The following is a 25,735-nucleotide window of genomic DNA, read 5'->3' on the forward strand; positions in this document are numbered from 1 at the left end:
GTCGGAGCATGACTGACCCCGACTGGACCCCCACGCCTGCCGAAGCCCCGTTCCGTATCGAGGAGTTCGCCCGGCTGGCCGGCGAGCGGACCGGGCGCGACTTCTCCGCCTCCGGCACCGCCGGGTACGACGCACTGTGGCGCTGGTCGGTCGAGGACCTGGCCGGTTTCTGGTCGCTGGTCGCGGAGTTCCTGGGCCGTCCGCTGCCCGGGCCGGTGCTCGCCCGGGAGCAGATGCCGGGTGCGACCTGGTTCCCGCAGGCGCGGGTCAACTATGCCGCGGCCGCGCTCGAGGGGCGCCCCGGCGACGAGGTCGCGATCGTCTCGATGACCGAGGACCCGGACGCCACGTTCGAGCTGACCTGGGACCAGTTGCGCTCGCAGGTCGCCGGTGTCGCTGCGGCGTACCGTGCCCTGGGCGTCGAGAAGGGCGACCGGGTGGTTGGCTACCTGCCCAACAGTGCCGATGCGGTGGTGGCGCTGCTGGCCGCGGCGAGCATCGGGGCGATCTGGTCAGTGTGCGGGATGGACTACGCCGCCTCGGCCGCGCTGGCCCGCTTCGGCCAACTCGAACCCAAGGTGCTGGTCCACGCCAACTCCTACGTCCACGGCGGCAAGGAACGTGACCGCAGCGAGGTGGTCGCCGAACTGAAGGGCGCGCTGGGCTCACTGGTCGGCAGCTTCGACGTCGCCGGGCCCGCGTGGCAGCAGGCGCTGGGGTCCGGGGAGGAGTTCGCGCCGGTGGAGGTGGAGTTCGACCATCCGCTGTGGGTGCTCTTCTCCTCGGGCACCACCGGCAAGCCGAAGGGCATCGTGCACGGCCACGGCGGCGCCTGGCTGGAGCAGGCGAAGCTCGCCGCGCTCCACTTCAACGCGGGCCCCGGCGAGCGGGTCTTCTGGTACACGACGCCGTCGTGGATGATGTGGAACTTCGTGGTCAGCGGCCTGCTCACCGGCGCCTCGATCGTCACGTACGACGGCTCCGCGGCGTACCCGGCGACCGACCAGGTATGGGCGATCACCGCAGCCACCGGCACGACGTCGACCGGGATGAGCCCGGGGTACGTCGCGGCGTGCCAGAAGGCCGGGGTCGGTCCGCGCGACCACGACCTGTCCCGGTTGCGCCGGGTCGGCATCTCGGGGGCCACGTTCCCGGCGCTGAGCCACCTTGCGCTGGCCGACGAACTGCCCGACGTGGTCCAGATCGCCTCGATCAGCGGCGGCACCGACGTGGTGAGCGCATTCGTCGCTACGGCGCCGACCACCCCGGTCTGGGCCGGGGAGTTGTCCCGGCCGTGCCTCGGGGTGGCGCTGGACGCCTTCGACCCGGCCGGGGAGCCGGTCCGCGGCGAGGTCGGTGAACTGGTGGTGACCCGTCCGATGCCGTCGATGCCGGTGAAGTTCTGGGACGACCCCGGCGACGCGCGCTACACCGACACCTACTTCGACACCTATCCGGGGATCTGGCGCCACGGCGACTGGATCACCATCACCGACCACGGATCGGTGGCGATCCACGGCCGCTCGGACGCGACCCTGAACCGGAACGGGATCCGGATGGGCAGCGCCGACATCTACGAGCCGGTCGAGGCGATGCCCGAGGTGCGCGAGGCGCTGGTGATCGGCCTGGAACTGGAAGGTGGCGGCTACTGGATGCCGCTCTTCGTGGTGCTCGCCGACGGCGTCGAACTCGACGACGACCTCACCACCCGGATCAAGGAAGCGATCCGCTCGCATGCCTCGCCGCGCCACGTCCCCGACGACGTGATCGCCGCTCCCGGCATCCCGCACACCCGCACCGGCAAGAAGCTCGAGGTGCCGGTGAAGAAGGTGCTCGCCGGCAAGGACCTCAGCGGGGCCCTGGACCCCGGCAGCGTGGATGCGCCCGAGCTCCTGGACTGGTACGCCGTGCACGCCCGGGCCTGAGGAATCACGGAGCACGCCCGGGCGCACGCCGACACGCCTAAACTGGGCGCGTGAACGCGTCGCCTCCCGCCGAACGCCGGGCCCGGATCCCGGCCGAGGAGGCACGCCGCCGCATCCTCGAGGCGGGCCTGCGGGCCTTCCGGGAGACCGGGCTGACCGTCGGCATCGGCGGGGTCGGATTCGAGGACGTGATCAAGGCCGCTGACGTCTCGCGGACCGCGGCCTATCGGGCCTGGAAGGACCGCGACGCGTTCCTGGCCGACCTCTACCTGGCCGTCGTGGAGGAGGCGTCGCAGACCCAGCACGTCTTCTCCTCCGGCGCCAGCGGATCGCTGGCTGCTGCGGTCGCCGCGAGCGCTGACCTGCTGGCCACTGCCGACGGGCGACGTGCCCTGCTGGTGGAGATCTGCCGGGTCGGCGCCAGCCGCAACTTCACCGACCTGCATGCCTCGGCTGGCTTCCAGACCGTGCTCGGCATCGTTGCCTCCCTCGGTTCGGTCGAGCCCGAGCACCGCGACCTCGCCGAGGCGATCCTGGCCCGGACCGAGGTCGCCTTCGTGGAACGGTTGAGCACCTTCTATCGCGACGTCGCTGCCGTCTTCGGGTGCCGTCCCCGCCCGGGGATCACCTTCGACGACATCGCCGTGATCGGAGGATCCTTCATCCAGGGCACGGCACTGGAGGCACGGATGCTGCCCGACGTGCTGGTCGACGTACGCCTGGACCTGGACCCCTTCGACACCGGATGGGCCCGCGCCTGGACCCTGCCCGCGCTGGGCTTCACCTCGTTCTTCCTCGGCGCGATGGAGATGCTCCCGGACGGGGAGCGACCAGATCCCGCGGTCATCGAGCGGTTCGTGGCGACCTACGGGGCGTCCGACGCGTCGCCCTCCGAGCCTTCCTGAGCGGCCGGTTCTGCGCCCCTGAGGCGACGCAACACCTGCAGCGCCCGGGCCAGCACCGGCGCCTCGTCGTCGGCGCGGACCACGGCAACCAGGTCGACGTACGGCGCCTCGGCCAGCGGCACGAAGGCCACCCCGGGTACGGCGAGCACCGAGGTGGGCTCGGGCACCACGGCAATGCCAAGGCCCGCCGCGATGAAGGTGACCAGGGTCGAGGTCTCGGCGACCTCATGGGCCACGGTCGCCTCGAACCCCGCCGCCCGGCAGGTCCGCTGGACCACGTCGTTCATCACCGAGCGGCCGCCGCCGGCGTGGATCACCAGCTCCTCGCCGGCCAGGTCGTTGATCCGGATCTCGGCCGCGTCGGCGAGCCGGTGGCCCTGGGGGACGGCGGCGATCAACCGGTCGCGGCGGACTGGGTGGATCGCCAGGCCGGCGCTGTCCGGCGGCGTACGCATCAGTCCGATGTCGAGCGAGCCGCCGTGGAGCGCGGCGATCTGGTCGGGGGAGAGCATCTCGCCGCGGAAGCCGAACTGCACGTCGGCCAGTTCGGCGCGCAGGCTGCGGGCGAGCGTGGGCAGCAGGCTGTACGTCGCGGAGCCGACGCACCCGACGGTCAGCTTGCCGACGCGCCCTGCCGCGACCCGGGAGGCATGTTCGCCGGCGTCATCGACGGCGTCGAGGATCTCGCGGGTCCGGGTCAGATAGGCCTCTCCGGCCGTGGTCAGCTCGACGCGACGGGTGGTGCGCAGGAAGAGCGGGAGCCGAGTTCGTCCTCGAGTTGCCTGATCTGCTGGGACAAGGGCGGCTGGGCCATGTGCAACCGCTCGGCAGCCCGGCTGAAGTTGAGCTCCTCGGCGACCGCGACGAAGTAGCGGAGGTGGCGCAGTTCCATCCACTAATACTGACAGCCTCTAAGTGGATAGGTAAATAGATACTTCCACTATGAGTCCCGGGCTCTTACCGTCGAGTGAACAGAAGATGTGACCCAGCGCACCACGGGGCACACGACACCACGGACGAAGGACATCGGGATGAGCCTCGAGGCACGGGTCCGCAGGTTGGAGGACCTGCACGAGATCGGGCAGCTGCGCGCCCGCTATTGCCAGCTCCTCGATGACGGCCACTGGGACGACCTGGTCGAGCTCTTCACCCCCGAGGGTGCCTTCATCGGCCTCTCCGAGGTGCGCGGTCGCGACAACCTCCGCGCCTTCTTCCCCGGCCTGCAGGAAGGCGCACTCGAGGCCTGGTGGCACTTCAGCAGCAACGAGACCATCGAGCTCGCCGGCGATGAGGCCACCGGCCAGACCTGGCTCGACCAGCCCTGCGTGGTCGAGGGCCGTGCCCACATCGCCGCCGGGCGGTACGCCGACAAGATGCGCCGCTGCGACGACGGCCGCTGGCGCTTCGTGGAGCGGAAGGTCTCCTTCTTCTTCTGGTCCCCCCTCGAGGACGGCTGGGAATCCGGCCGCTTCGACTATGCCGCGGCCGTCGCTGCCGCCGACGCCCGGACGCTGGAGCGCCGGGCCGACACTCCCACCGCCCCCTGAACCGCCCCCTTCGCTCCGTCCACACCATCCGATCTGGAGACGTCATGACCATGACCCATGAAGCACCGGCCATCCCCGTGCCGGACCCCATCGAGCCGCCCACGAGTGGCGTCGATCGGGGCACCCTGCGCCGCGTTGCCGGCGCCGTCCTGATGGGCTCCGCCCTGGAGTGGTACGACTACTTCCTCTATGGCGCCGCCTCCGCGCTGGTCTTCTCGGTGGTCTTCTTCCCCAACTCCGACCCGTCGGTCTCGCTGCTGCTGGCCATGGCCACCTTCGGTGCAGGCTTCGTGGCCCGGCCCTTCGGAGCGATGGTCTTCGGCCACATCGGTGACAAGTACGGCCGACGCCCGGCCCTGATCGCCACCCTGCTGCTGATGGGGCTGGCCACCTTCGCGATGGCGTTGCTGCCCACCCACGCGATGATCGGTGTCTGGGCGCCGATCCTGCTGGTGATCACCCGGCTGCTCCAGGGGATGGGATCGGGCGCCGAATACAGCGGCGCCTCGGTCTTCGCCGTCGAATACGCCCCCGACAACCGCCGCGGGCTCTATGGCTCGCTCTCCGCGGCCGGCGTCTACCTCGGACTGGTCCTCTCCTCGGGTGCGGTCCTGCTGATGACTGCGATCACCACTGACGCCCAGTTCGAGTCATGGGGCTGGCGCGTGCCGTTCCTGGCCAGCCTGGTCCTGGTGCTGCTCGGCCTGTGGATCCGCCTGCACATCGAGGAGACCCCCGAGTTCCAGCGTGAGACCGAGGCCGAGACGGAGGCCGAGGTCGCGGAGAAGGCGCCGCTGCGCACCCTCTTCCGCACCCAGTGGCGCTCCATGGTGCTGGTCGGCGGGCTCGTCGCTGCACCCCTGGCGCTGAGCCACCTCTACCAGGTCTATGCGCTCTCCTACCTCAAGGACCGCGGGTACGACGGCTCCGTGGGCACCCTGGGCCTGGTCATTGCCGGCGTCGTGGTGATGATCGTCGCCCCGATCGCCGGCCTGGCCTCGGACCGCGTTGGTCGCCGTCCGGTGCTGATGACCGGTGCTGCCTTCGTGATCTGCTTCGCGTTCCCGTTCTTCTGGCTGGTCAACACCGACCGTCCGGTGCTGGCGATGGTCGCCCTGGCGCTCGCCCAGGGTGGCAGTGTCGGCATCGCCTTCGGTGTCCAGGGCGTGCTGCTGGCCGAACTGTTCAGCACCGAGTCCCGTTACAGCGGCGCCGCGGTCAGCCGTGAGGTGGCTGCGGTGGTCTTCGGTGGCTTCGGTCCGTTCCTGGCGGTGGCGCTGTCCACCCTGGCCGGCGGGGCCTGGTGGCCGGTGGCGCTCTATGTGATGGCACTCGGCCTGATCACGATCACCGCCGGCTGGAAGGCGCCGGAGACCTCGCGCCGCTCCCTCGCGGAGGCGTGAGGGCCGGTGGCCCGTGCCCAGTCGCCACGGAGGACTGGGCACGGCGCTGACCACGGCGCTCAAGCGGCAGCGCGTGCCAGTGCCTTGGCGAAGCGATCTGCCAGGACCGGGCCCATGTCCGGCTGCCACCGTTCCAGTGCGGCACGAAGCAACTCGGACGGGAAGGTGACGTCGGCCTTGAGGCCAAGGCTGAGCGCGCTGATGCCGGCTTGGCGCCACTCGTGACCTTGCGTCAAGAGCTCGATCACCGGAGAAGAGGCCACGGCAGCGTGATCGATGATCGCTCGAGCAAGATCTTCATCGCTCATGACTCGCATGCTACTCCCGGCCATTCATCCGTCCCGCCAAAAAGGACCGTGGGGACACGGATGTCCGGCGTCGAGAACACCCGCTCAAGCGGCAGCCGCTCCGTCGCGCACCTCGATCACCGAGCCGGGTGTCGCGAGGAAGAAGCCGACCAGCGCATCGCCCAGGTGACGGCGGAGGAACGCACTCCAGCCGGCGTCATCGGCGGTGACCTCGGCCGGGCCGCGGCGTCCCCGGGCAACCACCAGGGTGCCGCCGTCGGGGGCGATCGTCTCGAGGATGTGGTGGAACACCGCTTCCGAGCCGTCGGGCCCGGTGTGCAGCGGCAACTCGCTGATCAGGATCGGCTCGCGGTGGAGCCGTCCGTCACCCCGCACGATGAGCAGCATAAGGCAGCCACCGAAGCGTTCCCTCTCGCTGACGAGGAGGTCCACCACGTCGGGCAGCAGGTCGTGGTCCAGTGGTCCGTCACCCCAGCCGCGGGGCAGGTCTTGAAAAGTCATGTCGGCCATCCTGACGGGATCGCGCCGACGCTGCAGGAGTTATCCACAACCCTCTTCGCGAATGCGGAACCAGAATCGCGGACTCCCCGTCCCACCTGCATGAACACGCGAACCATCACCCCGCTCACCGCACTCCTGTTGCTGCTCATCGCCCCGCTCTTCGCGGCCTGTGGCTCCGCGAACAGCGCTGTCGGAGGTGACGAGGAACAACGCGTCACCATCGACGTGGTCGTCGAGCGGTGGAGCGGCTGGGTGGCCCCCGAGGAACTCCCTGAGCCCGAGGTGCAGACCGTCGAACTGGCCATCGGCGAAGACTTCCAGATCGACGTGATCGGCGGCACCGCGACCTTCACCCTGACCGCGGTCGGCGCGGAAACCGCCACCCTGGACCTGGGCCAGGGACCGTTGCTGGCCGTCGGCAAGCACGGCACCTATCGCCCTGACCTGCCCCGGCTGCACGTGCTGGACCGGGGCGTCCCGCTGGAACTCTCCACGCCCAGCGAGGACGCCGCCACCTTCATCACCCTCACCCTGCAGTGAACCGGCTCAAGGCCCCTCGACCATCAGGGTCAACTGCGTGATCGGCCCGCCGGGCTCGCAGGTCAGGTGCAGGTAGCGTCCGCCCACGACGTACCGGACCCAGCCGCTGCCGACCAGTTCCGGCTCCCCGGCTGGCGGCTCGCTGATCAGCCGCTCGGGATGCGGATAGGCCGCCGGGTCCACCCAGACCGTGTCCAGCGCCTTGCGGCGGGTCTCGAACTCCACCCCGGCCTTGCGCAACTGGGCCGGCTTCGCGCCCGGCATGCCGACCAGTTCGGCCAGAGCCGTCCCCGCGTCGGGCTGGCCGAGCAGGCCGAGCATCACGGCGACGTCACCATCGACCGCGTCGGCCGGCAGTCCCTCGGGGACAGGGTCCGGCTCAGGGGCAACCTCGCCGCGCTGCACGGCGACCCACTGGGCGAAGTCGTCCTCGGAGTCGGCCGCCTCCCACACTTCCGGCACCTGGACGGCGTACTCCTGTTCCAGCCAGGCCCGGAACTCCGCGTGCGCCTCCACGGACTCCTCGTCCTCCGGCTCCAGGCTGAGGTCCCATTCGTGCAGCTCGGCGTGGCCGATGGCGACCAGGCGCAGGAAGTCCAGCGCCGTCTCGGCCAGCACGTACGCCGACCCCTCCGAGTCCAGGGCCACCACCCGGGTCTTCCCGTCGTCGTCCACCCAGAGTGCGCCGATCGATCCGCTGCCGGTGATCTCGGCGATCGGCAGCAACCGGGCCGCTGCCGGGCTGTCCGGTTCGAACCAGCCAGCCAGTGACCCGGTGGCGAAGACGACACCGAGCTGGACGTCCCCGGCGTATGGCGTCAGGAACGGACTGCCGTCGGCACCGGTGCCGCCCCAGCCCTGTGCCTCCATCCAGGCCCAGGCGGCCTCGAGTTCGTCGGGGAGGGTGATGTGGTCAGGAAGTGAGTCACTCAATCGGGTCATGGCCCTAGGCTTCCCTCATGGCAGACGATCCACTCCTCGATTTCGAGCGCAGCGACTTCACCGCCGACGGGTCCACCCGGCCGGTCTATCGGGCAGGCACCGGACCGGCCGTGATCGTGATCGCCGAGATCCCGGGGATCACGCCCAGGGTGGCCGACTTTGCCCGCACCGTGCGCGATGCCGGCTTCAGCGTCGCGATGCCGCACCTGTTCGGTATGCCGGGGCGCGACCCCGACATCGCCGCGCACGGACGGCTCGGCACGCTCGGCACGATGGGGCGCTCGCTGGGCAAGATCTGCGTCAGCCGCGAGTTCAGCCTCTTCGCCACCGGCAAGACCTCCCCGGTCGTCACCTGGCTGCGCGCCCTGGCCGCACACGAGCACGAGCGGTGCGGCGGACCCGGCGTCGGCGCGGTCGGGATGTGCCTGACCGGGGGGTTCGCGCTGGCGATGGCCACCGACGAGCGGATGCTGGCACCGGTGCTCTCCCAGCCGTCCCTGCCGTTGGCCGTCCTGCCCGGTCGCAAGCGCGGCACCGACATCTCCGACTCCGACCTGGCCGTGGTCAAGCAGCGGTGCGCCGCCGGCGACCTGCAGGTGATGGGGCTCCGGTTCAAGAGCGACGTCCTGGTGCCCGGCGAACGGTTCGCGTGGCTGCGCGAACAACTCGGCGACGCGTTCGTGGCGGTCGAGCTGGACGACGAGGACGCCAACCCTGATGCCCTGATCGCGCCGCACTCGGTGCTGACCGAGCACTACGTGGACGCCCCCGGCAGCCGCACCCGCGCCGCACTGGACGACGTACTCGGGCTCTTCCGCACCAAGTTGCTGCCTGACTGACCCACGGGAACCGGATCGCCGGGCGCTCCGTCGGACCAGGCATGAACTCCTTGTTGCGCTCCCTCCTCGTCCTCGTCGTGCTCCTGCTCGGCACCTCCCTGACCGCTTGCGACACCAGCGGCGACGGCCCCGGCGGCCAGGCCGGGGATCCGGGACAGGAACCGGAAACCGTGACCATCACCGCCGTCGCCACCACGTGGAACGGGTGGGACCCCGACGACGACCCGGTCCCGGAAACCGAAACGTTCGAGGTCACCGAGGGTGACACCTTCGGCATAGACGTTCTCACCGGCGTCGCCACCTTCGAAGTGCTCTCCATCGAGGACGGCGTCGTCGAGCTCCGCTCCGACATGGAGCTGGCGCCGAAGAATGATCCTGGCTACAACTACAACGACCTGGTCACCGAGTTCACGCTGAGAGCTGGCGGCTCGGTGGTTGCCTCCACCCCGACCATGGACGTCGCCACGATCGTGGAACTCACGCTCTCCTGACCCGCAGCAACCCGTGGGGCGGAGGAAACCGGCGCGACACGCCGCAACCTCGGCGTGTCGCGCCGATCTTCGTCCGGTGACCGGTTGCCCGCGCCCGGATGGGAAGATCGGTCCGTGACGTCATGCGGGTGCTCCAACTGCGGCCAGCCGGCGGGCGAGGACCTGCCCGACCCCCGGCTCGCGGCCGCTCTGGCCGACTGGCTCACCGACCTCGACCTGGTCGACCAGCTCGCCGAGGCCCGGCTGCCGGGATTCACCCGCGACCCGGACGGTACGCCGCACTGGCACGACCCCAACACGGGCGACCCGTTGACCGCCACCCAGCTCGCCGAGCTCAACGCGCTGCTGCACAGCGACGGCTCGGATCCGACGTACGCCGTGCCGGTGGACCTGCTGCAGCTGCGCCGTCGGGCGCAGGTGCGGGCAGGGTTGCTGGCCAGTGACTGGTTCGACTACGAGGCACTGGCACGGGTGCGCGGCGAATCGGTCAACGCGATCCGCTTCCTGGTGCACAAGGCGGCCAGCGAGAACCGGCTGCTGGTGGTGCCCCGCGACGAGCAGCGGCTGGTCCCGGCCTTCCAGTTCGACGCAGCGGCCGAGCCCCGTCCCGAACTGGAGCCGGTGTTGCTGCCGCTGCTCGCCTCCGGGATGGATCCGTGGCACGTGTGGGGATGGCTGACGCAGCCCGCTGCCCTGCTCGGCGGCCAGGTCCCCGAGCAGGCCGCCGCCGACCCGGAGGAGGCTCCCATCGTGCGGCACGCCGCGGTGCGATTGGCCGAGCGGTCCGGGGCCTGACCAGTCGCTAGAAGGAGACCTGCTCCCACGTGGCCGACTCGCGCCAACCGGGCGCCTGCTGGGCCCACCCGGCGATCAACGCGTGGGCCGATGCCATGTCGGGAGCGGTCGTCCCGAAGTGGCGATCCGGCGATCCGTCGCGGTGCTCCACGACCCAGGACCCGTCCTTGTTGCGTGAGGTCTGCGCATAGGTGTGCCCCGTCGCGTCGGCGAGATCGTCCACGATCAGGTAGGAACTCGTGCCCTCCTCGATGCCCTCGAAGAGCATGAGGAGCGCGTCTGAGGACGGATCGTCGATCGTGTCGCCATTCTCGGTCGAGGCACGGAGCGTGGGCGTGCTCCGGAGCTGGACGACGACCCCGGATTGGGGGTTGAAGACGGCGAGCCCGTGGGTGGCCGCGAGGCGGTCGACGGCGTGGTGCAGTTCCTCGGCCCTGGACCAGGTGATGCACAGGTAGAGCCAGTCCGGTGCCTGGATCTGCGGCGAGATCGACCACGGCACCTCGGCCTGCTCCCCGCCGTCAGCGTCAGCGTCGTCGTCGCCAGCGTCGGGGAACAAGCCGGTGATCTCGTCGTGGAAGGCAGCGATCCGGGCGTCGGGCTCCGCCGGCGGATCGACGAGGGCCGACCTCATCGAGTCCAGCACCGTGCGCACGCGTTCGAACACGCGCGGTCCGCCAGGTCCGTCAGGTGTCAACACCAGGAGGTCGTAGCTCATGCCAGCAGGCTCTCCACGACAAGCGCGTCACAAACCATCTGGCTGAGAACGGTTAGTGCACCGGATCGCAGTCACCTGGTGCAAGTTTTCCGGTGCACTAACCGGATGGGCAGTGGCTCATGCGGTCATGTGGCGGGCGGCAGCGATCGCCTGGTCGATTGACAGACCCAACGACGCGTCAGTCTTCAAGGCATCGAGCCGTTGCGCAGCCAAGGCATGCTGCTTCTCGCTCGGTGTGGTGCCTAGGTCAAGCGTGCCCTCGATGTAGGCGAGCAACTCAATCCGCTCGGCGTCACTGAGTGCGTCGACCGAGGCGCGAAGTTCCATGCTGACCACGTCTCAAATCTACCGCCTCGGCAGGGCAGGAAACTCCTTCCTCACTACGGTGACGCGAGCAGACGCTTCGCGATGCGGCGAGCGACTGTGCTCTCACCGTAGTAATCCCCAGGCAGCAACGTAGTGCCCGCCAAGAAGTCCAGAACCTCTCCAGACGAGGTGTGACTACCCGCTATGACATCAGCATGGACGACATCGTCGACATCCATGCCAGCGGGCATCGAACACCACGCGAGATCGTCGTCGTTGCCGAAGATCAGCCACGTCGGCGAGGGGCCATCGTTGTAACAAGCGCACAGCCACAGGGCCAGCTCTGCCTGCACTCGATCGTCACGGTTCGTGTGCGTGCCGACCAAGCCCCATGCGCGACGCGCGCGCAGATGGTGGCGCGTCGCACCAGCGTCGAGACTGCGCTCTACGTCGCGGATCTGTTCTTCCTCGGATGCCACGTGTCGACGCTACCGCTATGTCGTCAGCGCCAGCCCAGTTCCGGGGCCACGTAGCGCACGATGTTGTCGATCACGTGGGCGTTGTAGTCCACGCCCAGCTGGTTCGGCACGGTGAGCAGCAACGTGTCCGCGGCAGCGATCGCCTCGTCCTGGGCCAGGTCGGCGACCAGTTCCTCGACCTCGCCGGCGTACGTCTTGCCGAACCGGGCCACGCCGCCGTCGATGTGGCCGACCTGGTCGGCGCTCTCCGAACCGCCGAAGTAGGCACGGTCCAGGTCGTTGGTGATCGGGAAGATGCTGCGGCTGACCGATACCCGCGGCTCACGCTCGTGGCCGGCCTCCCGCCAGGCGTCGCGGAACATCTCGATCTGTTCGGCCTGCAACTGGTGGAACGGGACCCCGGTGTCCTCGGTGAGCAGGGTGGAGCTCATCAGGTTCATCCCCTGCTCGGCGGTCCACTCGGCGGTGGCCCGCGACCCGGCGCCCCACCAGATCCGGTCACGCAGTCCCTCGGAGTGCGGCTCGAGACGGAGCAGGCCGGGCGGGTTGGGGAACATCGGGCGCGGGTTGGGCTGGGCGAACCCCTTGCCCTCGAGCTGGTCCAGGAAGATCCGGGTGTGCTCGCGCGCCATCGCGGCATGGTCGTCGTCGGCAGGCGCATAGCCGAAGTAGCGGAACCCGTCGATCACCTGCTCCGGTGACCCACGGCTGATCCCGAGCTGGAGCCGTCCGCCGGAGATCAGGTCCGCCGCGCCGGCATCCTCGGTCATGTAGAGCGGGTTCTCATAGCGCATGTCGATCACGCCGGTGCCGATCTCGATCCGCTCGGTCCGGGCCCCGATCGCCGCCAGCAGCGGGAACGGCGAGGCAAGTTGCCGGGCGAAGTGGTGCACCCGGTAATAGGCGCCATCCGCGCCCAGTTCCTCCGCCGCGACCGCGAGGTCGATCGACTGCAGCAGGGCATCGGAGGCGGTGCGCACCTGCGACTGCGGTGAGGGGGTCCAGTGGCCGAAGGAGAGGAAGCCGATCTTCTTCATGCCCGGTCAACACCGCCGGCGCCCAGAACGTTCCCGGCAAACCGCACCCCGTACGGCCGCCCGGGTGAGAGACTGGAGCATGTCCGCGACGACGTGGCTCTTCCACCGCTTGGTCAAGCCCCAGGAAGCACCGGACCAGGACGAGGCGGACGGCGGGGTGGCCGAGGCGGCCCAACCGCACATCGCCAGCAACGGACTACGCCAGATCGGGGCCCAGGCCTGCCAGGGGATCGGCGACCAGGTCGTCAACGCGAAGACGGTGCTGCCGTGGCTGCTCGCCACGCTCGGCGCGCCCGGCGTCTTCCTGGCCATGCTGGTGCCGATCCGCGAGTCCGGGTCGATGCTGCCCCAGGCGGCGCTGACGCCGTGGCTGCGCCGGCTGCAGGCACGCAAGTGGGCCTGGGTCGCCGGCGCCCTCGCCCAGGGAGCGGGCGCTGCGGCGATGGCACTGGTGGCGTTCACCCTGACCGGGTGGGCCGCAGGGATCGCGGTGCCGGTGGCACTGGCGGTCTTCGCGCTCGGGCGCGCGCTCTGCTCCCTGGGCAGCAAGGACGTGCTCGGGCGGACCATCCCCAAGGGGGAGCGCGGCCAGATCAACGGCGTCGTCACCGTGCTGTCGGGAGTGGTGGCACTCACCCTCGGCCTCGCCCTGCAGGTGTGGGGCGGGGACGTCGATGCGCCGTTGTTGGGGGCGCTCCTGCTCGCCGCGGCCGCGATGTGGGTGGTCGGCCTCCTGCTCTATGCCACCGTCAAGGAACCGGAGACCGAGCCTGCCGACGTGGCCGCCGAGGACGGGTGGGCTGTCCGTTCCTGGCGACTGCTCCGTGATGACGCGCCCTTCCGGCGCTTCGTCGTGGTCCGCGCGTTGCTGCTGGTCTCCGCGCTCAGCCCGCCGTTCGTGGTCGCCATCGGGGTGGCCCACCAGGGCGATGCGCTCACCGGGCTCGGCCTCTTCGTGATGGCCCAGGGCGTCGCCAACCTGATCGGCGGACGTCTCTTCGGGCGTCTGGCCGACTCCTCCTCGCGGTTGCTGATGGTGTGGTGCGCGGTGGGCGCCTCGGCGGTGACGGCCGGCTACCTGCTGGCGCTGTTGTCGCCGACGCTGCGCGAGTCCGCCTGGCTGCACCCCACGACGTACCTGCTGTTGGCGATCGTCCACCTCGGCACCCGGCTGGCCCGCAAGACGTACGTCGTGGACATGGCCGAGGGCGATCGGCGTACGGAGTACGTCGCGGTGGCCAACACGGCGATGGGCGTGCTGCTCCTGGCCGCCGGAGCGGTGACCGGCCTGCTCTCTGTCTGGGGCAACGAGGCGGCACTGGTCTTCCTGGCCCTGCTCGGCCTGGTCGGTGCCGGCCTGGGCCGCTCCCTGCCGGAAGTCAGCGCCGGGCGCGACCAGTGACCCGGAGCACTCATCCGCCCACGCGACCGTGCGCGACCGGGTGGACGCGGTCCCGGCCCACGTCCTGCTGGAGTGCTACAGCCTCCTCACCCGGTTGCCGGCCCCACACCGGTTGGCCGCGCCGGACGCCGCCTCGCTCCTTGCGCATACCGGCCTGAAGCCCCTGGGCCTGCCCGCCACGTCGTACGCCGCGCTCGTCCAGCGGTTGGCGCCGACCCAGGTGCGCGGTGGCGCCATCCAGGACGCGCTCGTCGCGGCCACGGCCCGGCACCACGGCCACCACCTGCTGACCCGGGACCGACGTGCCCGGAGCACCTATGAGAACACCGGGGTCGACTTCACCTTGCTGTGAGGAGTTGTGGTGTCGGTTGCCGTCACCACATGACAGCAGCCGACACCGCAACCAGCGTCAGTCGCGGGCGGGCACCGCGTCCAGGACCACCGGCCGCACTCCACTGCCGGCATCGGGATCCGGCAACATGCCCTCGGGGTCGACCACCTGCACCTCCAGTCCGTCCAGGGCGAGCCGACGGAGCACCTCCAGCAGCATCCGGCGCGACACGTCGTCCACGTCCTCGACCCGGGTGAAGTCCAACACCACCTGCGAGGTGACCTCGTCGAAGTCGGTCGAACTGACCTCGCGCACCACCGTCTCGGTGCCGGCGAAGCGGAGGCTGCCCTGGAGCCGGAAGACGGCGCTGGCCCCGTCGCGGGTGACGTAGTGCTGGCGCAGTGTCGCGGCGTGGTGCGCGGCCACGTCCATCATGTGCAGCCCCATGTCGCGGGAGAGTCGTTCGAAGACCTCCACGCCGCGGACGCTGTGGCCGTGCTCGTCCAGGCGGGGGGAGAAGGCGGCGATCCCGACCTGCCCGGGCAATGCACCCAGGATGCCGCCACTGACGCCGCTCTTGGCCGGGATCCCGACCGTGGTCACCCAGTCGCCGGCCGCGTCGTACATGCCGCACGTGGTCATCACGCTCAGCGCCTGCCGGGTCTGCTCGCGGGAGAAGACCTGCTCGCCGGTGACCGGTTGTACGCCGCCACTGGCCAGGGTCCCCGCCATCATCGCCAGGTCCGCGCAGGTCACCTTGATGGCGCACTGGCGCACATAGCCGCGCACCGCCTCGACCGGGTCGCCGTCCAGGACGCCGACCGCCTTGAGCATGTGGCCCATCGCCAGGTTGCGGTGCGAGGTGTTCCACTCCGAGGTGAACACGTCCTCGTCCATCTCGAGCTGGCGCCCGGCGGAGCGGCTGAACAGGTCACGGATCCGCTCGGCGCGCTCGCGGTCGTCGGCCCCGTCCAGCAGTGAGTGGGTCAGGATCGCGCCCGCGTTGATCATCGGGTTCTCCGGGCGCCCGGACTCCTCCTCCAGCGAGATCACGTTGAACGCCTCACCGGACGGCTCCACGTCGACCTTGGCCAGGACGCCGTCCAGGCCACGGTCCGCGATGGCCAGGGCATAGACGAACGGCTTGGACATCGACTGGATGGTGAACTCGGCGTCCGCGTCACCGGCGCTGTAGAACGCACCGTCCACGGTGGCCAGGCAGACCCCGAACCGGTCCGGGTTCGCGGCCGCCAGCTCGGGGATGTAGTCGGCCACCTGCCCGGCATCGCGACCCACGTCGTACGAGCAGGCGGTGAGGACCTCGTCGAGGTAGTCGGGGATCGGTGAACGCATGCGCACACGCTACGGGTCTTTGTGGTCAGTCCACAGCCGGCCGGGACGAACACCGTGAACCGCTCCCAAGCCCCGGCCACATGACCGGCGTCACGCTGGTGACCAGACCCCGCCAACGACTCCGAATACGGCCTCTCCGCTGGGGTCTGGGGCCGGATCGCGACCAGCACTTCCTGCATGTCAGCGAAGTTGCGCACGTCGAGTCCGGTTCGCTGGGCGATGTGGTCGAGGCGGCAATGGCACGTGTTCACGTGCACGTGCAGGTGTTCGGCGGCGACCTTGGCGTTGAGGTTGGCCTCGGCATAGGCCGTGGTGGGCATCGAGCACCCGTAACTGGGTGAGGACGTCGCCGCAGCGGTGGCCCTGCACGCCGGTGCCAGCGCCACCGCCGAGGAAGTGATCGCGTTCGTCAAGGAGCGGGTCGCGGCCTACAAGTACCCCCGCCAGGTGTGGATCATGGACGAGCTGCCCAAGGGCCCGACCGGCAAGATCCTGCGCCGCGAGGTGCGCGAGCCGGCCCGGAGCTGACCCGGGGGGTGTGGACGGGCGCCGTTGCGCGCGGCATGGTGGGAGCCATGGCCGGCAAGGACGACATCGACGTGCGGATCAAGCGGGCGTACGACGCCCCCGCGCGCAACGACGGCACCCGGGTCCTGGTGGACCGGATCTGGCCCCGCGGGGTCAAGAAGGACGACCTGCGCCTCGACGACTGGAACAAGGACGTCGCCCCGTCCACGGCGCTGCGCACGTGGTACGGCCACGACCCGGAGAAGTTCGAGGAGTTCACCCGCCGCTATCGCGACGAACTCGACACGGTCGACGGCGCCGAGGCGCTGGACCGGCTGCGAGGGGTGGTCCGCGGCAAGCGGCTCACCCTGGTCACCGCGACCAAGGACGTGGACCACAGCCAGGCCGCGGTGCTGGCCGATCTCATCGGTGGCCGGTGAGCGCCTTCGTGTAGCGGTGGCACTGGGTCGGGATCGGCCCGTCGGGGCCGGGCGCGGCATGGTCGAAGAGGCCCTGGTCCACCCAGCCGCGGCGGCGGTAGAAGGCGATCGCCCGGTCGTTGCCGGGCACCACGGCCAGCCATGCCTGGTCGTGGCCGTTGGCCGCCACCTGCTGCTCGGCGGCGTCGAGGAGCGCCGCCGCCACGCCCGACCCGCGGTGCCGCGCGGCGACGTACACCTGGTCGACGCAGTCGTCGATGACCACCACGAAGCCGGCAACCACGCCCGCCGCGCCGTCGGTGCCGGTCCCGGTGCCGATCTCGGCGACGGTGGCGTTGGCGATCCGCTCGGTCGCGGCCTGGCTGAACCAGTGCGGCGTACGGACGTCGACCAGGGCGGGCGGCACGTTGCCCAGGTGCCCGTCCGCCCAGCCCGCGCCCCACACCAGCGCGATCGACGCGGCGTCGGCAGGGGTCGCGGGTCGGAGTCGGAACATGGTGTGAAGGGTACGGCGCGGCCCGGTGACGTGGTTGACTCGCGGGCATGGCCCATCCGGTGATGTACGACGACGACAACCCGCACCTGGTCCGCCTGCGCGCGCTGGTGCTCGCCTATCCCGGCGCCGAGGAGTACGTCTCGCACGGGCGGCCGAACTTCCGGGTGAAGAAGAACTTCGTGGTCTTCGGGGGATCGGAGCGGCTCGGGCCGGGTGAGCACCGCCAGGTGGACAGTGCGCTGATGGTCAAGGTGGAGGAGGCCGAGCAGGCCGCCCTCGACGAGGACGAGCGGTTCTTCGTGCCTGCCTATCTGGGCGCGTTCGGTTGGCGGGCGCTCGACCTGGCCGCCCCGGGCACCGACTGGGACGAGGTCGCCGAACTGGTCGACGCGTCGTACCGGCTGACCGCGCCGAAGCGGATGATTGCCGCACTGGACGCCGGCGGGATCGGCCCCGGGTGACCGTCGTACGCCGTGTCGCCGGGCTGGTGGTGGCGTGCGTGGTGGTGGCCGGTTGTGGCCAGGCGGGCCAGCCCGGTGATCCGTCCTCCGGGTCGCCGTCGCCCAGCCCGAGCGCCACGAGTGCGCCGCCCCCGGCGTCGTCGGGACCGTCACCGTCTGCGTCCGAACCGTCTGGGTCCGAACCTGCGGAGGAACGCCACGGCATCGACGTCTCCCACCACCAAGGCGTGATCGACTGGGAGCGGGTGGCCGCGGACGGGATCGAGTTCGCCTACCTCAAGGCGACCGAGGGGCGCGGTTTCACCGATCCCCGGTTCGCGACCAACGCCCACCAGGCCCGAGCCGCCGGGATCGATGTCGGCGGCTACCACTACTACACCCTCTGCGCGCCGCCGCTGCCGCAGGCAGAGCACTTCGTCGCGGTCCTCGGCGAGGCCGACCTGGACCTGGCGCCGGTGGTCGACCTGGAACTGATCGGCAACTGCGACCCGCCGCCGGAGAAGGCGACCCTGCTGGCCCAGGTGGAGGCCTTCATCGAAGAGGTGGAAGCCGCGACCGGGGAAGAGGTGGTGGTCTACTTCCACCCGGACTTCGAGGACCACTATGCGATGGTCGAGGCGCTGGAACGGCCGCTGTGGGTACGCCGTGTGGGCGAGGAACCGCCGCCGGGTGAGTGGCACCTGTGGCAGCGCAGCGACCGGGGCCGGGTGGACGGCATCACCGGCCCGGTCGACCTGGACGTGATGCGCTGAGGCGATAACCATTCGCCGTCGTTGGCGGGGGCGAGCAGAATGTCCCGGTGACCTCGGGACCCAACGCGCATGCCATGACCCTCTCGTCGTTCTGGGCCTCCCTGCCGACGCCGGCCCGGTGGCTCCTCTGCTCGACGGTCTTCCAGGTGCTCGGCCGCGGGCTGACGCTGCCGTTCACGGTGATCTACCTGCACGAGGTGCGCGACCTGACCCTGGACGTGGCCGGTTCGATGATGGCGCTGGCGTTCGCGATCGCGCTGGTGCTGACGCCGCTGGCCGGCAACCTCACCGACCGCCTCGGCGCCCGGATCATGGTGATCATCGGCAGCGGCGCCCAGGCCATCGGCGTGGCCATCCTGGCGTTTGCCACCGACGTGCCCACCGTGGCGGTGGCGATGTTCTTCATCGGCATCTGCAACGCCGGCGGCTGGTCGGCCTTCAACGTGCTCATCTCCTCGCTCGTCGACGGGCCGGTGCGGGTGCAGTACTTCGGGATCAACTTCGCCCTGGTCAACCTCGGGATCGGGCTCGGTGGCGTGGTCGGCGGCTTCTATGTCGACGTACAACGGCCGGAGACGTTCACCACCATCTTCCTGGTCGACGCGGTCTGCATGCTGATCCCGATCGTGTTGATGATGGGCCCGCTGCGCCACGTGCACGGCCGCAGCGAGACGCCCGCTGAGGAGGTCGGCGTCAAGGTCAGCTATCCGGTGCTGCTGCGCCGCCCCGGGGTGCTCCACCTCTTCGGCATCGGGCTGGTCTTCGCCTTCATCGGCTATGGCCAGATGGAGGCCGGGTTCCCGGCGTTCGCCCGCGAGGTGAGCGAGGTGTCCACCCGGGTGATCGGATGGGCCTTCGCGGTGAACACGGCCGTCATCGTCGGGTTCCAGTTCTGGGTGCTGCGCCGGATCCACGGCCACCGCCGGACCCGGGTGGTGATGGTGATGGCCGCGATCTGGGCGGCCTCGTGGCTGACCCTCGGCGCCACCGGCGCCTTCGCCGGCACCCTCACCGCGGCCACCATGGTGCTGGTCTTCCATGCCCTCTTCGCCAGCGGCGAGACCCTGCTGCAGCCGACCCTGCCCGCGATCACCAATGACCTTGCCCCGGCCCACCTGCGCGGGCGCTACAACGCCCTCTCCTCCGGGTCCTTCCAGTTGGGCGCGGTGCTGGCACCCCTGGTCGCCGGTTTCATGCTCCGCCACCACCTGCACGCCAGTTTCATCGCCGTGCTGCTCGCCGGTTGCGTGGCGCTCGCGGTGTTCGCGCTCCGGTTGGAGCGGCAGATCACCCCCGAGGTGAACGGGGTCGGCCCGGGTGCCGAACCGGCCCCGGTCCCCACCAGCGTGCCGCTCCAGGGGGAGGACCCGCTCACCTGAGGGCGGTTGCCGCCCCGGCCCGGAGCGCCGCGGTCACCTCGGCCAGGGCGGGTGAGTCCAGGCGCCACCGCTGCCAGAAGAGCGGCACGTCGATCACCGGCCGGGTGCCGATCTCGACCAGGTTGCCCGCGGCGCGGTCCGCTTCGGTCTGCAGGTCGGGCAGCATCGCCCACCCCATGCCACGGCGTACGGCGTCGGCGAACTGGTCCGAGCCGGGCACGTGGTGGCGCGGCGGGGCGACCGTACGCCGGGTGATGCGGCGGATGAACCTGTCCTGCAGGTCGTCGAGGCGGTCGAAGTCCATCGTCGGGGCGATGGCGATGGTCGCTGCGGTGGCGCCCCCGGGGAACCACCGCGCCGCGAACTCGGGCGTCGCCAGTGCCCGGTAGCGCATCGCGCCGAGGCGGTCCACGGTGCACCCCTGCACCGGTTCGGGGGTGGAGGTGACCGCCGCCATCACGGCGCCGGCGCGCAGCAGGTCGGTCGAATGCGCCTCGTCCTCGCGCCGGATGTCCAGGACGATGCAACCGCTGGCGGCCAGGGGAGCGAGTGCGGGCAGGGCCCAGGTGGCCAGCGAATCGGCGTTGACCACCAGCGGGACCTCGACCGGGCCGGTCGCGCCGACGCCCAGCGCCGTTGCTGCCTCGTGTTCGAGGTGGCGCACCTGCCGGGCGAGGCGGAGCAGGGCCTGGCCGGCCTCGGTCGCTTGCGCGGGCCGGGAGCGTTGCACCAGCACCCGGCCCAGGCGCTGCTCCATCGTCCGGAGCCGCTGGCTCACCGCAGAGGGCGTGATCCCCAGCGCGGAGGCAGCCCGCTCCAGGGATCCGCCGTCCACGATCGCGGCCAGGGTCTTCAGGTGGAGCGTGTCGACCTCGAGCTCATTCATGAAGCAACTCTAAGGAACCTTCAGGAATCCGCGCTGGTCTTCATCGAGCCCGGCGCCTAGGTTCCTCCCTGTGATCACTCCCGCCGCGCTCGGCTTCGCCTCCGGGCTCTCGCTGATCATCGCGATCGGTGCGCAGAACGCCTTCGTGCTGCGCCAGGGCCTGCGCCGCGAGCACGTCGGTGCGGTCGTCGCGGTTTGTGCGCTCTCCGACGCGGTGCTGATCGTGGCCGGGATCGCCGGTCTCGGCGCCCTGGTCCAGCAGCACCCGGGCATGCTGCGCGTGCTGACCTGGTTCGGCGCGGCCTTCCTGATCGGCTACGGCCTCCTCGCGCTGCGGCGTACCGTGCGGCCCACGGGCGGACTGGAAGCGGCCGGCAACGGCGCTGGCGCCCGGCTCTCCGCCGCGATCACCACGTGCCTGGCGCTGACCTGGCTCAACCCGCACGTCTACCTGGACACCGTGGTGCTGCTCGGTTCGCTGGGCAACGCGCAGGGCACCGACGGCCGCTGGCCGTTCGCGCTCGGCGCCGTCCTGGCCAGCCTGGTCTGGTTCGCCGCGCTGGGGTACGGCGCCCGCTTGCTGCGGCGGTTCATGGCGCGCCCGTCCTCGTGGCGGATCCTGGACGGCTTCGTCGCCGTGGTGATGCTGGGGCTGGGCGTGCTGTTGCTGGTGCGTGGCTGACCGACCGTGCGGGGGCTAACCTCGGGACCATGACCACCACCACCGCCCTGCAGGCCGCATCCGCCGGCGCCCCGTTCGAGGTCACCCAGGTCCCGCTGCGCGACCTGCGCGACGACGACGTGCTGATCGACATCAAGTACGCCGGCATCTGCCACTCCGACATCCACCAGGTCCGCGAGGAGTGGGGCAAGGCGATCTTCCCGATGGTGCCGGGCCACGAGATCGCCGGCGTGGTTGCCGCGGTCGGCCCCGGCGTCACCCGTCACAAGGTCGGCGACCGGGTCGGGGTCGGCTGCATGGTCGACTCGTGCGGCGAGTGCGAGTTCTGCAAGGACGGGCAGGAGCAGTTCTGCGCCGGCGGTGCGGTGATGACCTACAACGGCCGCGGCTATGACGGCGAGCCGACCCGGGGTGGCTATGCGCGCCAGATCGCGGTCACCGAGCGGTTCGTCTGCTCGATCCCCGAGGGCATCGACCTCGACGTGGCCGCGCCGCTGCTCTGCGCCGGGATCACCACCTGGTCGCCGATCCGGCGCTGGGGCGTCGGTCCGGGATCGAAGGTGGCCGTGATCGGGCTGGGCGGACTCGGCCACATGGGGGTCAAGTTCGCGGCCGCCCTGGGTGCCGATGTCACGGTGCTCTCCCGCTCGGACGCGAAGGCGCAGGACTCGCTCGCCCTCGGCGCCAGCGCACACGTCGCCACCGCCGACCCGAAGGCGGTCAAGGCCCTGCGTGGCACGTTCGACTTCATCCTCAACACGGTCAGCGCGGACCTGGACATGAACCTCTACCTCGGCGCGCTCAAGCCGCTCGGCGTGCTGGCCAACGTCGGCCTCCCGCCGTCGAACTTCTCGATCCGGCCCGGCTTCGTGGTCTCCGGCTCCAAGGTGGTGGCCGGCTCCAACATCGGCGGCATCGCGGCCACCCAGGAGATGCTGGACTTCTGTGCCGCCAACGGCGTCGGCGCGAGCATCGAGACGATCAGCGCCAGCGAGGTGGACGCGGCGTACGAGCGGGTCGTCGCCGGTGACGTGCGCTATCGCTTCGTGATCGACACTGCGACGCTGGAGGCGCCGCTGTAACGGCCCCGGTGCCCGGGCCGCCGATCACAAGTGGTCAGGGACGCTGAGTCACAGGTGGTCGGGCACCACGAGCGCATCCGGGTCCTGGCGGATCGGCATCGCGTCGATGCCGATCCGCACGAAGGCCATCGTGCTCTTCACCAGCAGCTTGCGCTTCTTCTCGCCGAGCTTCTCCCACGCGTCGGGGTCGCGATGCTCCATCAGCTTGCGGGTGCTCTCGGTGGCCGCCTCGATGAGTTCCTCGTCGGTGAACTGCGGCGTCGCTCCGATGGTGGGTCGCTCCGGCAGGGCGACCAGGGGGCCGAGGATCATCTCGCCGGCGGCAGCGCGGTGGTGGTACTTCTCGATCGGCTTGAGCTTCTCCCAGTCGGCGTCCACATTCGCCCGACGCCAGGGCGCCTTCTTCGCGGCGAACAGCGTCTTGCCGACGACATCGACGGCGATCGTCATCTCGCGCTCGGTGAACTTCATGATGGCCAGTCTGTCAGGTGGCCGGAGCCTCAGGCTGGGTGGAAGAGGACAGTCCGACTCGTCACGCTCGGCGCGCAAGCCGAGATTGGAGTTCGGCCCACGTCAGGCCGATAGTCGGATCGGCCTCGAGTTCGGCCGCTCGCGACCTGATCATCGACTTGTGGTCCTCGTCAATCGTGATGGCGACGTTCTCGACGGTGCTCTCGATGAAATCGACCAACTCCAAGCGCTCAGCGACGCTCATCGCTTCGATGGCGGACTGGAGTGCGGGATTCACCATGCGTCAAGCGTACGACTTTCGGGTCACCGCCGGGAGTGCCCGAGGCAACCCTGGGGAGAACCACTCAGGCGACTGCGGCAGTCAGGTCCCGGAGTTCGGACTGGTAGGCGGCGTAGGCATCGCGTAGCGCCGCCCCGGGCCAGTCGGGAGGCAGGAGTTCGGCTGGCAGCAGCGGGTCGGTGGTCAGGTGGCGGACCAGGTGTGCGGCCACCGCCAGCCGGGGCGCGGGCTCGCTGGTCGACTGCAGTTCCGCCATCAGCCGGCGCCCTTCGTGCGCCCAGTCATCAAGTTGCCACAGGCGTGCGGCGAGCTCCGCTTGTGCCGCCAACGCCTCGGCAGGGCGCGCATTCCAGGCCGAGAGCACCGGGTCCCCGGCGTACGACGTGGGCCGGCGCAGGTTGGCCGGGCGGGTCCAGACGCCTTCGCGCAGTTCGGCCAGCCGGGCCGCGGTGAGCCGCTCCCGCAGGGCAGCCCGCTCCTTCCCGGAGCGACCAGCGACCACGACGATCGCCATCTCCCAACTCCCGTCCCAGCCGTTGCCCGACGCAGCCACCGCCTCGTCCTGGCGCTGCTGGCGCAGTGCGTGGCGCTCGGCGAGCGCATAGTCGGCGCCGTCGCGGCGCAGGTCACCGGCGGCCACTGCCCGGGTCAGCGCGACGCGCATCGTGGCGGCCGGGATGTCGAAGTGCTCGCCGGCGCGGACCAGGGTTGCCGGGCTCATCCGTGCCGGGTGCGACCCGAGCAGCAGGCTCAGGGCCACGGATCGGGCGGGAAGCGGAGTGGGCATGGCGCACACTCTGGCACGCTACAACTCTGGACACAATTGTCGATCAATGCGTAACATCGATGCATGACCGCGACGCATGAAGTCTTCAATCAGGTCCCGCCCCTCGAAGGGCACGACACGGCCGCCGACCCGGCGCTGCTGGAGGGCATTGAGCGCGAGGGCGCCGGCTGGGCGCTGGAGGAGATCCATGAACTCGGGCGCCTCGCCGGCTCAGCAGAGGCGCAGCAGTGGGGTCGCCTCGCCGAGCGGCACCAGCCGGTCCTGCACACCCATGACCGCTACGGGCATCGTGTCGACGAGGTGGAGTACTCCCCGACCTACCACCAGTTGATGCGCATCGCCGTCGAGCACGGCCTCCACGCCGCACCGTGGGCCGACGAGCGCCCCGGTGCCCACGTCGCCCGCGCCGCCGGGTTCGCGGTCTGGAACGTCGACGCCGGCCATGGCTGCCCCATCTCCATGACGTACGCCGTGGTCCCGGCGCTGCGTGCCAACCCTGATCTGGCCGCGAAGTTCGAGCCGCTGCTCACCAACCGCACCTATGACTTCGGCCTGCGTGACCCGGAGACCAAGGCCGGGCTGATCGCCGGCATGTCGATGACCGAGAAGCAGGGCGGATCCGACGTACGGGCCAACACGACCACGGCGACGTCGCAGTCCGACGGCAGCTATCGCCTGGTCGGGCACAAGTGGTTCACCTCTGCGCCGATGTCGGACATGTTCCTGACCCTGGCCCAGGCCGAGGGCGGGCTCTCCTGCTTCCTGGTGCCGCGGGTCCTGCCCGGGGGCGAGCGGAACGCGATGAGCCTGATGCGACTCAAGGAGAAGCTCGGCAACAAGTCGAACGCCTCCTCCGAGATCGAGTACGACGGCGCGTTGGGCTGGCTGGTCGGCGAGGAGGGGCGCGGGGTGCGGACCATCGTGGAGATGGTCAACATGACCCGCCTGGACTGCGTGATCGGGTCGACCTCCGGCATGCGCAACGCCCTGGTCCGGGCTGCCCACCATGCGCGGCACCGCAGCGCCTTCGGCAAGGACCTGATCGATCAGCCGCTGATGCGCAACGTGCTCGCCGACCTGCAGGTCGAGACCGAGGCCGCCACGTCCGCCATGTTGCGCCTGGCCGGCGCCAACGACCGCGCCATCCGCGGCGACGAGGGCGAGGCCGCGCTGCGCCGGATCGCACTGGCGGTGACCAAGTACTACGTCTGCAAGCGTGCTCCGCTGGTCGCCGGTGAGGCGCTGGAGTGCCTGGGTGGCAACGGCTTCATCGAGGATTCCGACATGCCGCGGATCTATCGCGAGATGCCGCTGCTCTCCATCTGGGAGGGGTCGGGCAACGTGGCTGCCCTCGACGCGTTGCGGGCGATGGGGCGCGAGCCGCACACCCTGGATGCGTTCTTCGGTGAGGTCGAGCAGGCCGCTGGGGCGGACTCCCGCTTCGACGACGCCCTGACCCGGCTCAAGAAGGAACTCACCGACTTCGACGACCTCGAGGTCCGGGCACGGCGGATCGTGGAGCAGATCGCCCTGGTCTTCCAGGGATCGCTGCTGCTGCGCCATTCACCGACGGCCGTCGCGGATGCCTTCTGCGCCACCCGGCTGGGCCGCGACTGGGGCGGGGCGTTCGGGACGCTGCCAACTGGTCTGGACCTGGCGCCGATCATCGAGCGGATCTGAGCCGGGCGGC

At 70.3% G+C, this 25,735-nt stretch carries 33 protein-coding genes and 1 pseudogene; 18 read left to right on the forward strand and 16 right to left on the reverse strand.

Going from position 1 to position 25,735, the window contains the following annotated elements:
* Positions 1 to 8 precede the first annotated feature (8 nt).
* Both Q9R27_RS13390 and Q9R27_RS13395 read left to right on the forward strand, forming a co-directional pair.
* The gene (locus Q9R27_RS13390; RefSeq protein ID WP_311252891.1) at positions 9 to 1,925 is read left to right on the forward strand and encodes an acetoacetate--CoA ligase; all 1,917 of its coding nucleotides are present in this window, start codon (positions 9 to 11) and stop codon (positions 1,923 to 1,925) included.
* 50 nt (positions 1,926 to 1,975) lie between these two features.
* Positions 1,976 to 2,830 (forward strand): TetR/AcrR family transcriptional regulator, encoded by an 855-nt coding sequence (locus Q9R27_RS13395; RefSeq protein WP_311252892.1) that lies wholly within the window; start codon positions 1,976 to 1,978, stop codon positions 2,828 to 2,830.
* Here Q9R27_RS13395 and Q9R27_RS13400 read toward each other — a convergent pair.
* Both Q9R27_RS13400 and Q9R27_RS13405 read right to left on the reverse strand, forming a co-directional pair.
* Complete coding sequence (locus Q9R27_RS13400; RefSeq protein WP_311253042.1) at positions 2,791 to 3,579, reverse strand: LysR substrate-binding domain-containing protein; 789 nt, start codon at positions 3,577 to 3,579, stop codon at positions 2,791 to 2,793. The genes Q9R27_RS13395 and Q9R27_RS13400 overlap by 40 nt on opposite strands.
* Positions 3,552 to 3,722 carry a LysR family transcriptional regulator gene (locus tag Q9R27_RS13405; protein ID WP_311253043.1) on the reverse strand — a complete coding sequence of 57 codons (171 nt, stop codon included), beginning with the start codon at positions 3,720 to 3,722 and terminating at the stop codon, positions 3,552 to 3,554. Before Q9R27_RS13405 ends, Q9R27_RS13400 begins: the two co-directional genes overlap by 28 nt.
* A gap of 139 nt (positions 3,723 to 3,861) precedes the next feature.
* Here Q9R27_RS13405 and Q9R27_RS13410 point away from each other — a divergent pair, with 139 nt between their 5' ends.
* Together Q9R27_RS13410 and Q9R27_RS13415 are read left to right on the forward strand one after the other, a co-directional pair.
* The gene (locus tag Q9R27_RS13410) at positions 3,862 to 4,377 is read left to right on the forward strand and encodes a nuclear transport factor 2 family protein (protein ID WP_311252893.1); all 516 of its coding nucleotides are present in this window, start codon (positions 3,862 to 3,864) and stop codon (positions 4,375 to 4,377) included.
* 44 nt (positions 4,378 to 4,421) lie between these two features.
* Entirely contained in the window at positions 4,422 to 5,780 is a 1,359-nt protein-coding gene (locus Q9R27_RS13415; protein WP_311252894.1) for an MFS transporter, read from the forward strand.
* A gap of 59 nt (positions 5,781 to 5,839) precedes the next feature.
* Here the strand turns inward: Q9R27_RS13415 and Q9R27_RS13420 are convergent, their stop codons facing one another.
* Both Q9R27_RS13420 and Q9R27_RS13425 read right to left on the reverse strand, forming a co-directional pair.
* The gene (locus Q9R27_RS13420; protein ID WP_311252895.1) at positions 5,840 to 6,088 is read right to left on the reverse strand and encodes a hypothetical protein; all 249 of its coding nucleotides are present in this window, start codon (positions 6,086 to 6,088) and stop codon (positions 5,840 to 5,842) included.
* A gap of 84 nt (positions 6,089 to 6,172) precedes the next feature.
* Entirely contained in the window at positions 6,173 to 6,589 is a 417-nt protein-coding gene (locus Q9R27_RS13425) for a hypothetical protein (protein ID WP_311252896.1), read from the reverse strand.
* A 99-nt stretch (positions 6,590 to 6,688) separates the two neighbouring features.
* Here Q9R27_RS13425 and Q9R27_RS13430 point away from each other — a divergent pair, with 99 nt between their 5' ends.
* The gene (locus tag Q9R27_RS13430) at positions 6,689 to 7,129 is read left to right on the forward strand and encodes a hypothetical protein (RefSeq protein ID WP_311252897.1); all 441 of its coding nucleotides are present in this window, start codon (positions 6,689 to 6,691) and stop codon (positions 7,127 to 7,129) included.
* Positions 7,130 to 7,135: 6 nt separating this feature from the next.
* Here the strand turns inward: Q9R27_RS13430 and Q9R27_RS13435 are convergent, their stop codons facing one another.
* Positions 7,136 to 8,071: a hypothetical protein gene (locus Q9R27_RS13435; RefSeq protein ID WP_311252898.1), complete on the reverse strand. Its 936-nt coding sequence runs from the start codon at positions 8,069 to 8,071 to the stop codon at positions 7,136 to 7,138.
* A gap of 17 nt (positions 8,072 to 8,088) precedes the next feature.
* On the opposite strand from Q9R27_RS13435, the gene Q9R27_RS13440 reads away from it, so the two are divergent.
* The 3 genes from Q9R27_RS13440 (at position 8,089) to Q9R27_RS13450 (ending at position 10,196) form a co-directional block, all read left to right on the forward strand.
* Positions 8,089 to 8,910 (forward strand): dienelactone hydrolase family protein, encoded by an 822-nt coding sequence (locus Q9R27_RS13440; protein ID WP_311252899.1) that lies wholly within the window; start codon positions 8,089 to 8,091, stop codon positions 8,908 to 8,910.
* A gap of 41 nt (positions 8,911 to 8,951) precedes the next feature.
* Entirely contained in the window at positions 8,952 to 9,401 is a 450-nt protein-coding gene (locus Q9R27_RS13445; protein ID WP_311252900.1) for a hypothetical protein, read from the forward strand.
* A 114-nt stretch (positions 9,402 to 9,515) separates the two neighbouring features.
* Positions 9,516 to 10,196, forward strand: coding sequence for a hypothetical protein (locus tag Q9R27_RS13450; RefSeq protein ID WP_311252901.1), 681 nt, complete (start codon positions 9,516 to 9,518; stop codon positions 10,194 to 10,196).
* Positions 10,197 to 10,203: 7 nt separating this feature from the next.
* On the opposite strand, the gene Q9R27_RS13455 is transcribed toward Q9R27_RS13450, so the two are convergent.
* The 4 genes from Q9R27_RS13455 to Q9R27_RS13470 all read right to left on the reverse strand — a co-directional run bounded on the left by Q9R27_RS13455 (position 10,204) and on the right by Q9R27_RS13470 (position 12,736).
* Entirely contained in the window at positions 10,204 to 10,914 is a 711-nt protein-coding gene (locus tag Q9R27_RS13455) for a hypothetical protein (protein ID WP_311252902.1), read from the reverse strand.
* 117 nt (positions 10,915 to 11,031) lie between these two features.
* Positions 11,032 to 11,250 carry a hypothetical protein gene (locus Q9R27_RS13460; RefSeq protein ID WP_311252903.1) on the reverse strand — a complete coding sequence of 73 codons (219 nt, stop codon included), beginning with the start codon at positions 11,248 to 11,250 and terminating at the stop codon, positions 11,032 to 11,034.
* Positions 11,251 to 11,294: 44 nt separating this feature from the next.
* Positions 11,295 to 11,699 carry a hypothetical protein gene (locus Q9R27_RS13465; protein WP_311252904.1) on the reverse strand — a complete coding sequence of 135 codons (405 nt, stop codon included), beginning with the start codon at positions 11,697 to 11,699 and terminating at the stop codon, positions 11,295 to 11,297.
* Positions 11,700 to 11,722: 23 nt separating this feature from the next.
* Positions 11,723 to 12,736 (reverse strand): LLM class flavin-dependent oxidoreductase, encoded by a 1,014-nt coding sequence (locus Q9R27_RS13470; RefSeq protein ID WP_311252905.1) that lies wholly within the window; start codon positions 12,734 to 12,736, stop codon positions 11,723 to 11,725.
* A 79-nt stretch (positions 12,737 to 12,815) separates the two neighbouring features.
* On the opposite strand from Q9R27_RS13470, the gene Q9R27_RS13475 reads away from it, so the two are divergent.
* Entirely contained in the window at positions 12,816 to 14,138 is a 1,323-nt protein-coding gene (locus Q9R27_RS13475) for an MFS transporter (RefSeq protein WP_311252906.1), read from the forward strand.
* Positions 14,139 to 14,166: 28 nt separating this feature from the next.
* Positions 14,167 to 14,490 carry a PIN domain-containing protein gene (locus tag Q9R27_RS13480; RefSeq protein ID WP_311252907.1) on the forward strand — a complete coding sequence of 108 codons (324 nt, stop codon included), beginning with the start codon at positions 14,167 to 14,169 and terminating at the stop codon, positions 14,488 to 14,490.
* 57 nt (positions 14,491 to 14,547) lie between these two features.
* On the opposite strand, the gene Q9R27_RS13485 is transcribed toward Q9R27_RS13480, so the two are convergent.
* Together Q9R27_RS13485 and Q9R27_RS13490 are read right to left on the reverse strand one after the other, a co-directional pair.
* On the reverse strand, positions 14,548 to 15,822 hold the full coding sequence (locus tag Q9R27_RS13485; protein ID WP_311252908.1) for a glutaminase: 1,275 nt from the start codon (positions 15,820 to 15,822) through the stop codon (positions 14,548 to 14,550).
* A 164-nt stretch (positions 15,823 to 15,986) separates the two neighbouring features.
* Positions 15,987 to 16,142: pseudogene (locus Q9R27_RS13490) on the reverse strand (helix-turn-helix domain-containing protein); the annotation flags it as partial.
* Positions 16,143 to 16,155: 13 nt separating this feature from the next.
* Here Q9R27_RS13490 and Q9R27_RS13495 point away from each other — a divergent pair.
* Complete coding sequence (locus tag Q9R27_RS13495; protein ID WP_311253044.1) at positions 16,156 to 16,350, forward strand: AMP-binding enzyme; 195 nt, start codon at positions 16,156 to 16,158, stop codon at positions 16,348 to 16,350.
* A 47-nt stretch (positions 16,351 to 16,397) separates the two neighbouring features.
* Positions 16,398 to 16,769, forward strand: coding sequence for a DUF488 family protein (locus tag Q9R27_RS13500; RefSeq protein WP_311252909.1), 372 nt, complete (start codon positions 16,398 to 16,400; stop codon positions 16,767 to 16,769).
* Here Q9R27_RS13500 and Q9R27_RS13505 read toward each other — a convergent pair.
* Complete coding sequence (locus Q9R27_RS13505) at positions 16,753 to 17,265, reverse strand: GNAT family N-acetyltransferase (protein WP_311252910.1); 513 nt, start codon at positions 17,263 to 17,265, stop codon at positions 16,753 to 16,755. The genes Q9R27_RS13500 and Q9R27_RS13505 overlap by 17 nt on opposite strands.
* A 47-nt stretch (positions 17,266 to 17,312) precedes the next feature.
* Between Q9R27_RS13505 and Q9R27_RS13510 the strand changes: the two genes are divergently transcribed.
* From Q9R27_RS13510 to Q9R27_RS13520, 3 genes are read left to right on the forward strand one after another with little or no spacing between them, the layout of a single operon-like run.
* A complete protein-coding gene (locus Q9R27_RS13510) occupies positions 17,313 to 17,726 on the forward strand; it encodes an MmcQ/YjbR family DNA-binding protein (protein ID WP_311252911.1) in 414 nt (137 codons plus the stop codon).
* Positions 17,723 to 18,478, forward strand: a complete 756-nt coding sequence (locus Q9R27_RS13515) for a GH25 family lysozyme (protein ID WP_311252912.1) — start codon at positions 17,723 to 17,725, stop codon at positions 18,476 to 18,478. The genes Q9R27_RS13510 and Q9R27_RS13515 overlap by 4 nt, the downstream gene beginning before the upstream one ends.
* Before the next feature lie 47 nt (positions 18,479 to 18,525).
* Entirely contained in the window at positions 18,526 to 19,857 is a 1,332-nt protein-coding gene (locus Q9R27_RS13520) for an MFS transporter (RefSeq protein WP_311252913.1), read from the forward strand.
* On the opposite strand, the gene Q9R27_RS13525 is transcribed toward Q9R27_RS13520, so the two are convergent.
* Positions 19,850 to 20,743, reverse strand: coding sequence for a LysR family transcriptional regulator ArgP (locus tag Q9R27_RS13525; RefSeq protein ID WP_311252914.1), 894 nt, complete (start codon positions 20,741 to 20,743; stop codon positions 19,850 to 19,852). The genes Q9R27_RS13520 and Q9R27_RS13525 overlap by 8 nt on opposite strands.
* 70 nt (positions 20,744 to 20,813) lie before the next feature.
* Between Q9R27_RS13525 and Q9R27_RS13530 the strand changes: the two genes are divergently transcribed.
* Both Q9R27_RS13530 and Q9R27_RS13535 read left to right on the forward strand, forming a co-directional pair.
* On the forward strand, positions 20,814 to 21,425 hold the full coding sequence (locus tag Q9R27_RS13530; RefSeq protein WP_311252915.1) for a LysE/ArgO family amino acid transporter: 612 nt from the start codon (positions 20,814 to 20,816) through the stop codon (positions 21,423 to 21,425).
* A gap of 29 nt (positions 21,426 to 21,454) precedes the next feature.
* Positions 21,455 to 22,507 carry an NAD(P)-dependent alcohol dehydrogenase gene (locus tag Q9R27_RS13535; RefSeq protein WP_311252916.1) on the forward strand — a complete coding sequence of 351 codons (1,053 nt, stop codon included), beginning with the start codon at positions 21,455 to 21,457 and terminating at the stop codon, positions 22,505 to 22,507.
* 48 nt (positions 22,508 to 22,555) lie between these two features.
* Here Q9R27_RS13535 and Q9R27_RS13540 read toward each other — a convergent pair whose 3' ends face one another.
* The 3 genes from Q9R27_RS13540 to Q9R27_RS13550 all read right to left on the reverse strand — a co-directional run bounded on the left by Q9R27_RS13540 (position 22,556) and on the right by Q9R27_RS13550 (position 24,045).
* Positions 22,556 to 22,978 (reverse strand): hypothetical protein, encoded by a 423-nt coding sequence (locus tag Q9R27_RS13540; RefSeq protein ID WP_311252917.1) that lies wholly within the window; start codon positions 22,976 to 22,978, stop codon positions 22,556 to 22,558.
* A 61-nt stretch (positions 22,979 to 23,039) separates the two neighbouring features.
* Positions 23,040 to 23,258, reverse strand: a complete 219-nt coding sequence (locus tag Q9R27_RS13545; protein ID WP_311252918.1) for an addiction module protein — start codon at positions 23,256 to 23,258, stop codon at positions 23,040 to 23,042.
* Positions 23,259 to 23,322: 64 nt separating this feature from the next.
* The gene (locus tag Q9R27_RS13550; RefSeq protein ID WP_311252919.1) at positions 23,323 to 24,045 is read right to left on the reverse strand and encodes a PaaX family transcriptional regulator C-terminal domain-containing protein; all 723 of its coding nucleotides are present in this window, start codon (positions 24,043 to 24,045) and stop codon (positions 23,323 to 23,325) included.
* Between the two features lie 63 nt (positions 24,046 to 24,108).
* On the opposite strand from Q9R27_RS13550, the gene Q9R27_RS13555 reads away from it, so the two are divergent.
* On the forward strand, positions 24,109 to 25,725 hold the full coding sequence (locus tag Q9R27_RS13555) for an acyl-CoA dehydrogenase family protein (protein ID WP_311252920.1): 1,617 nt from the start codon (positions 24,109 to 24,111) through the stop codon (positions 25,723 to 25,725).
* Positions 25,726 to 25,735: the final 10 nt, after the last annotated feature.

This window comes from Nocardioides sp. AE5 (genome assembly GCF_031844485.1).
Taxonomy (GTDB): domain Bacteria; phylum Actinomycetota; class Actinomycetes; order Propionibacteriales; family Nocardioidaceae; genus Nocardioides.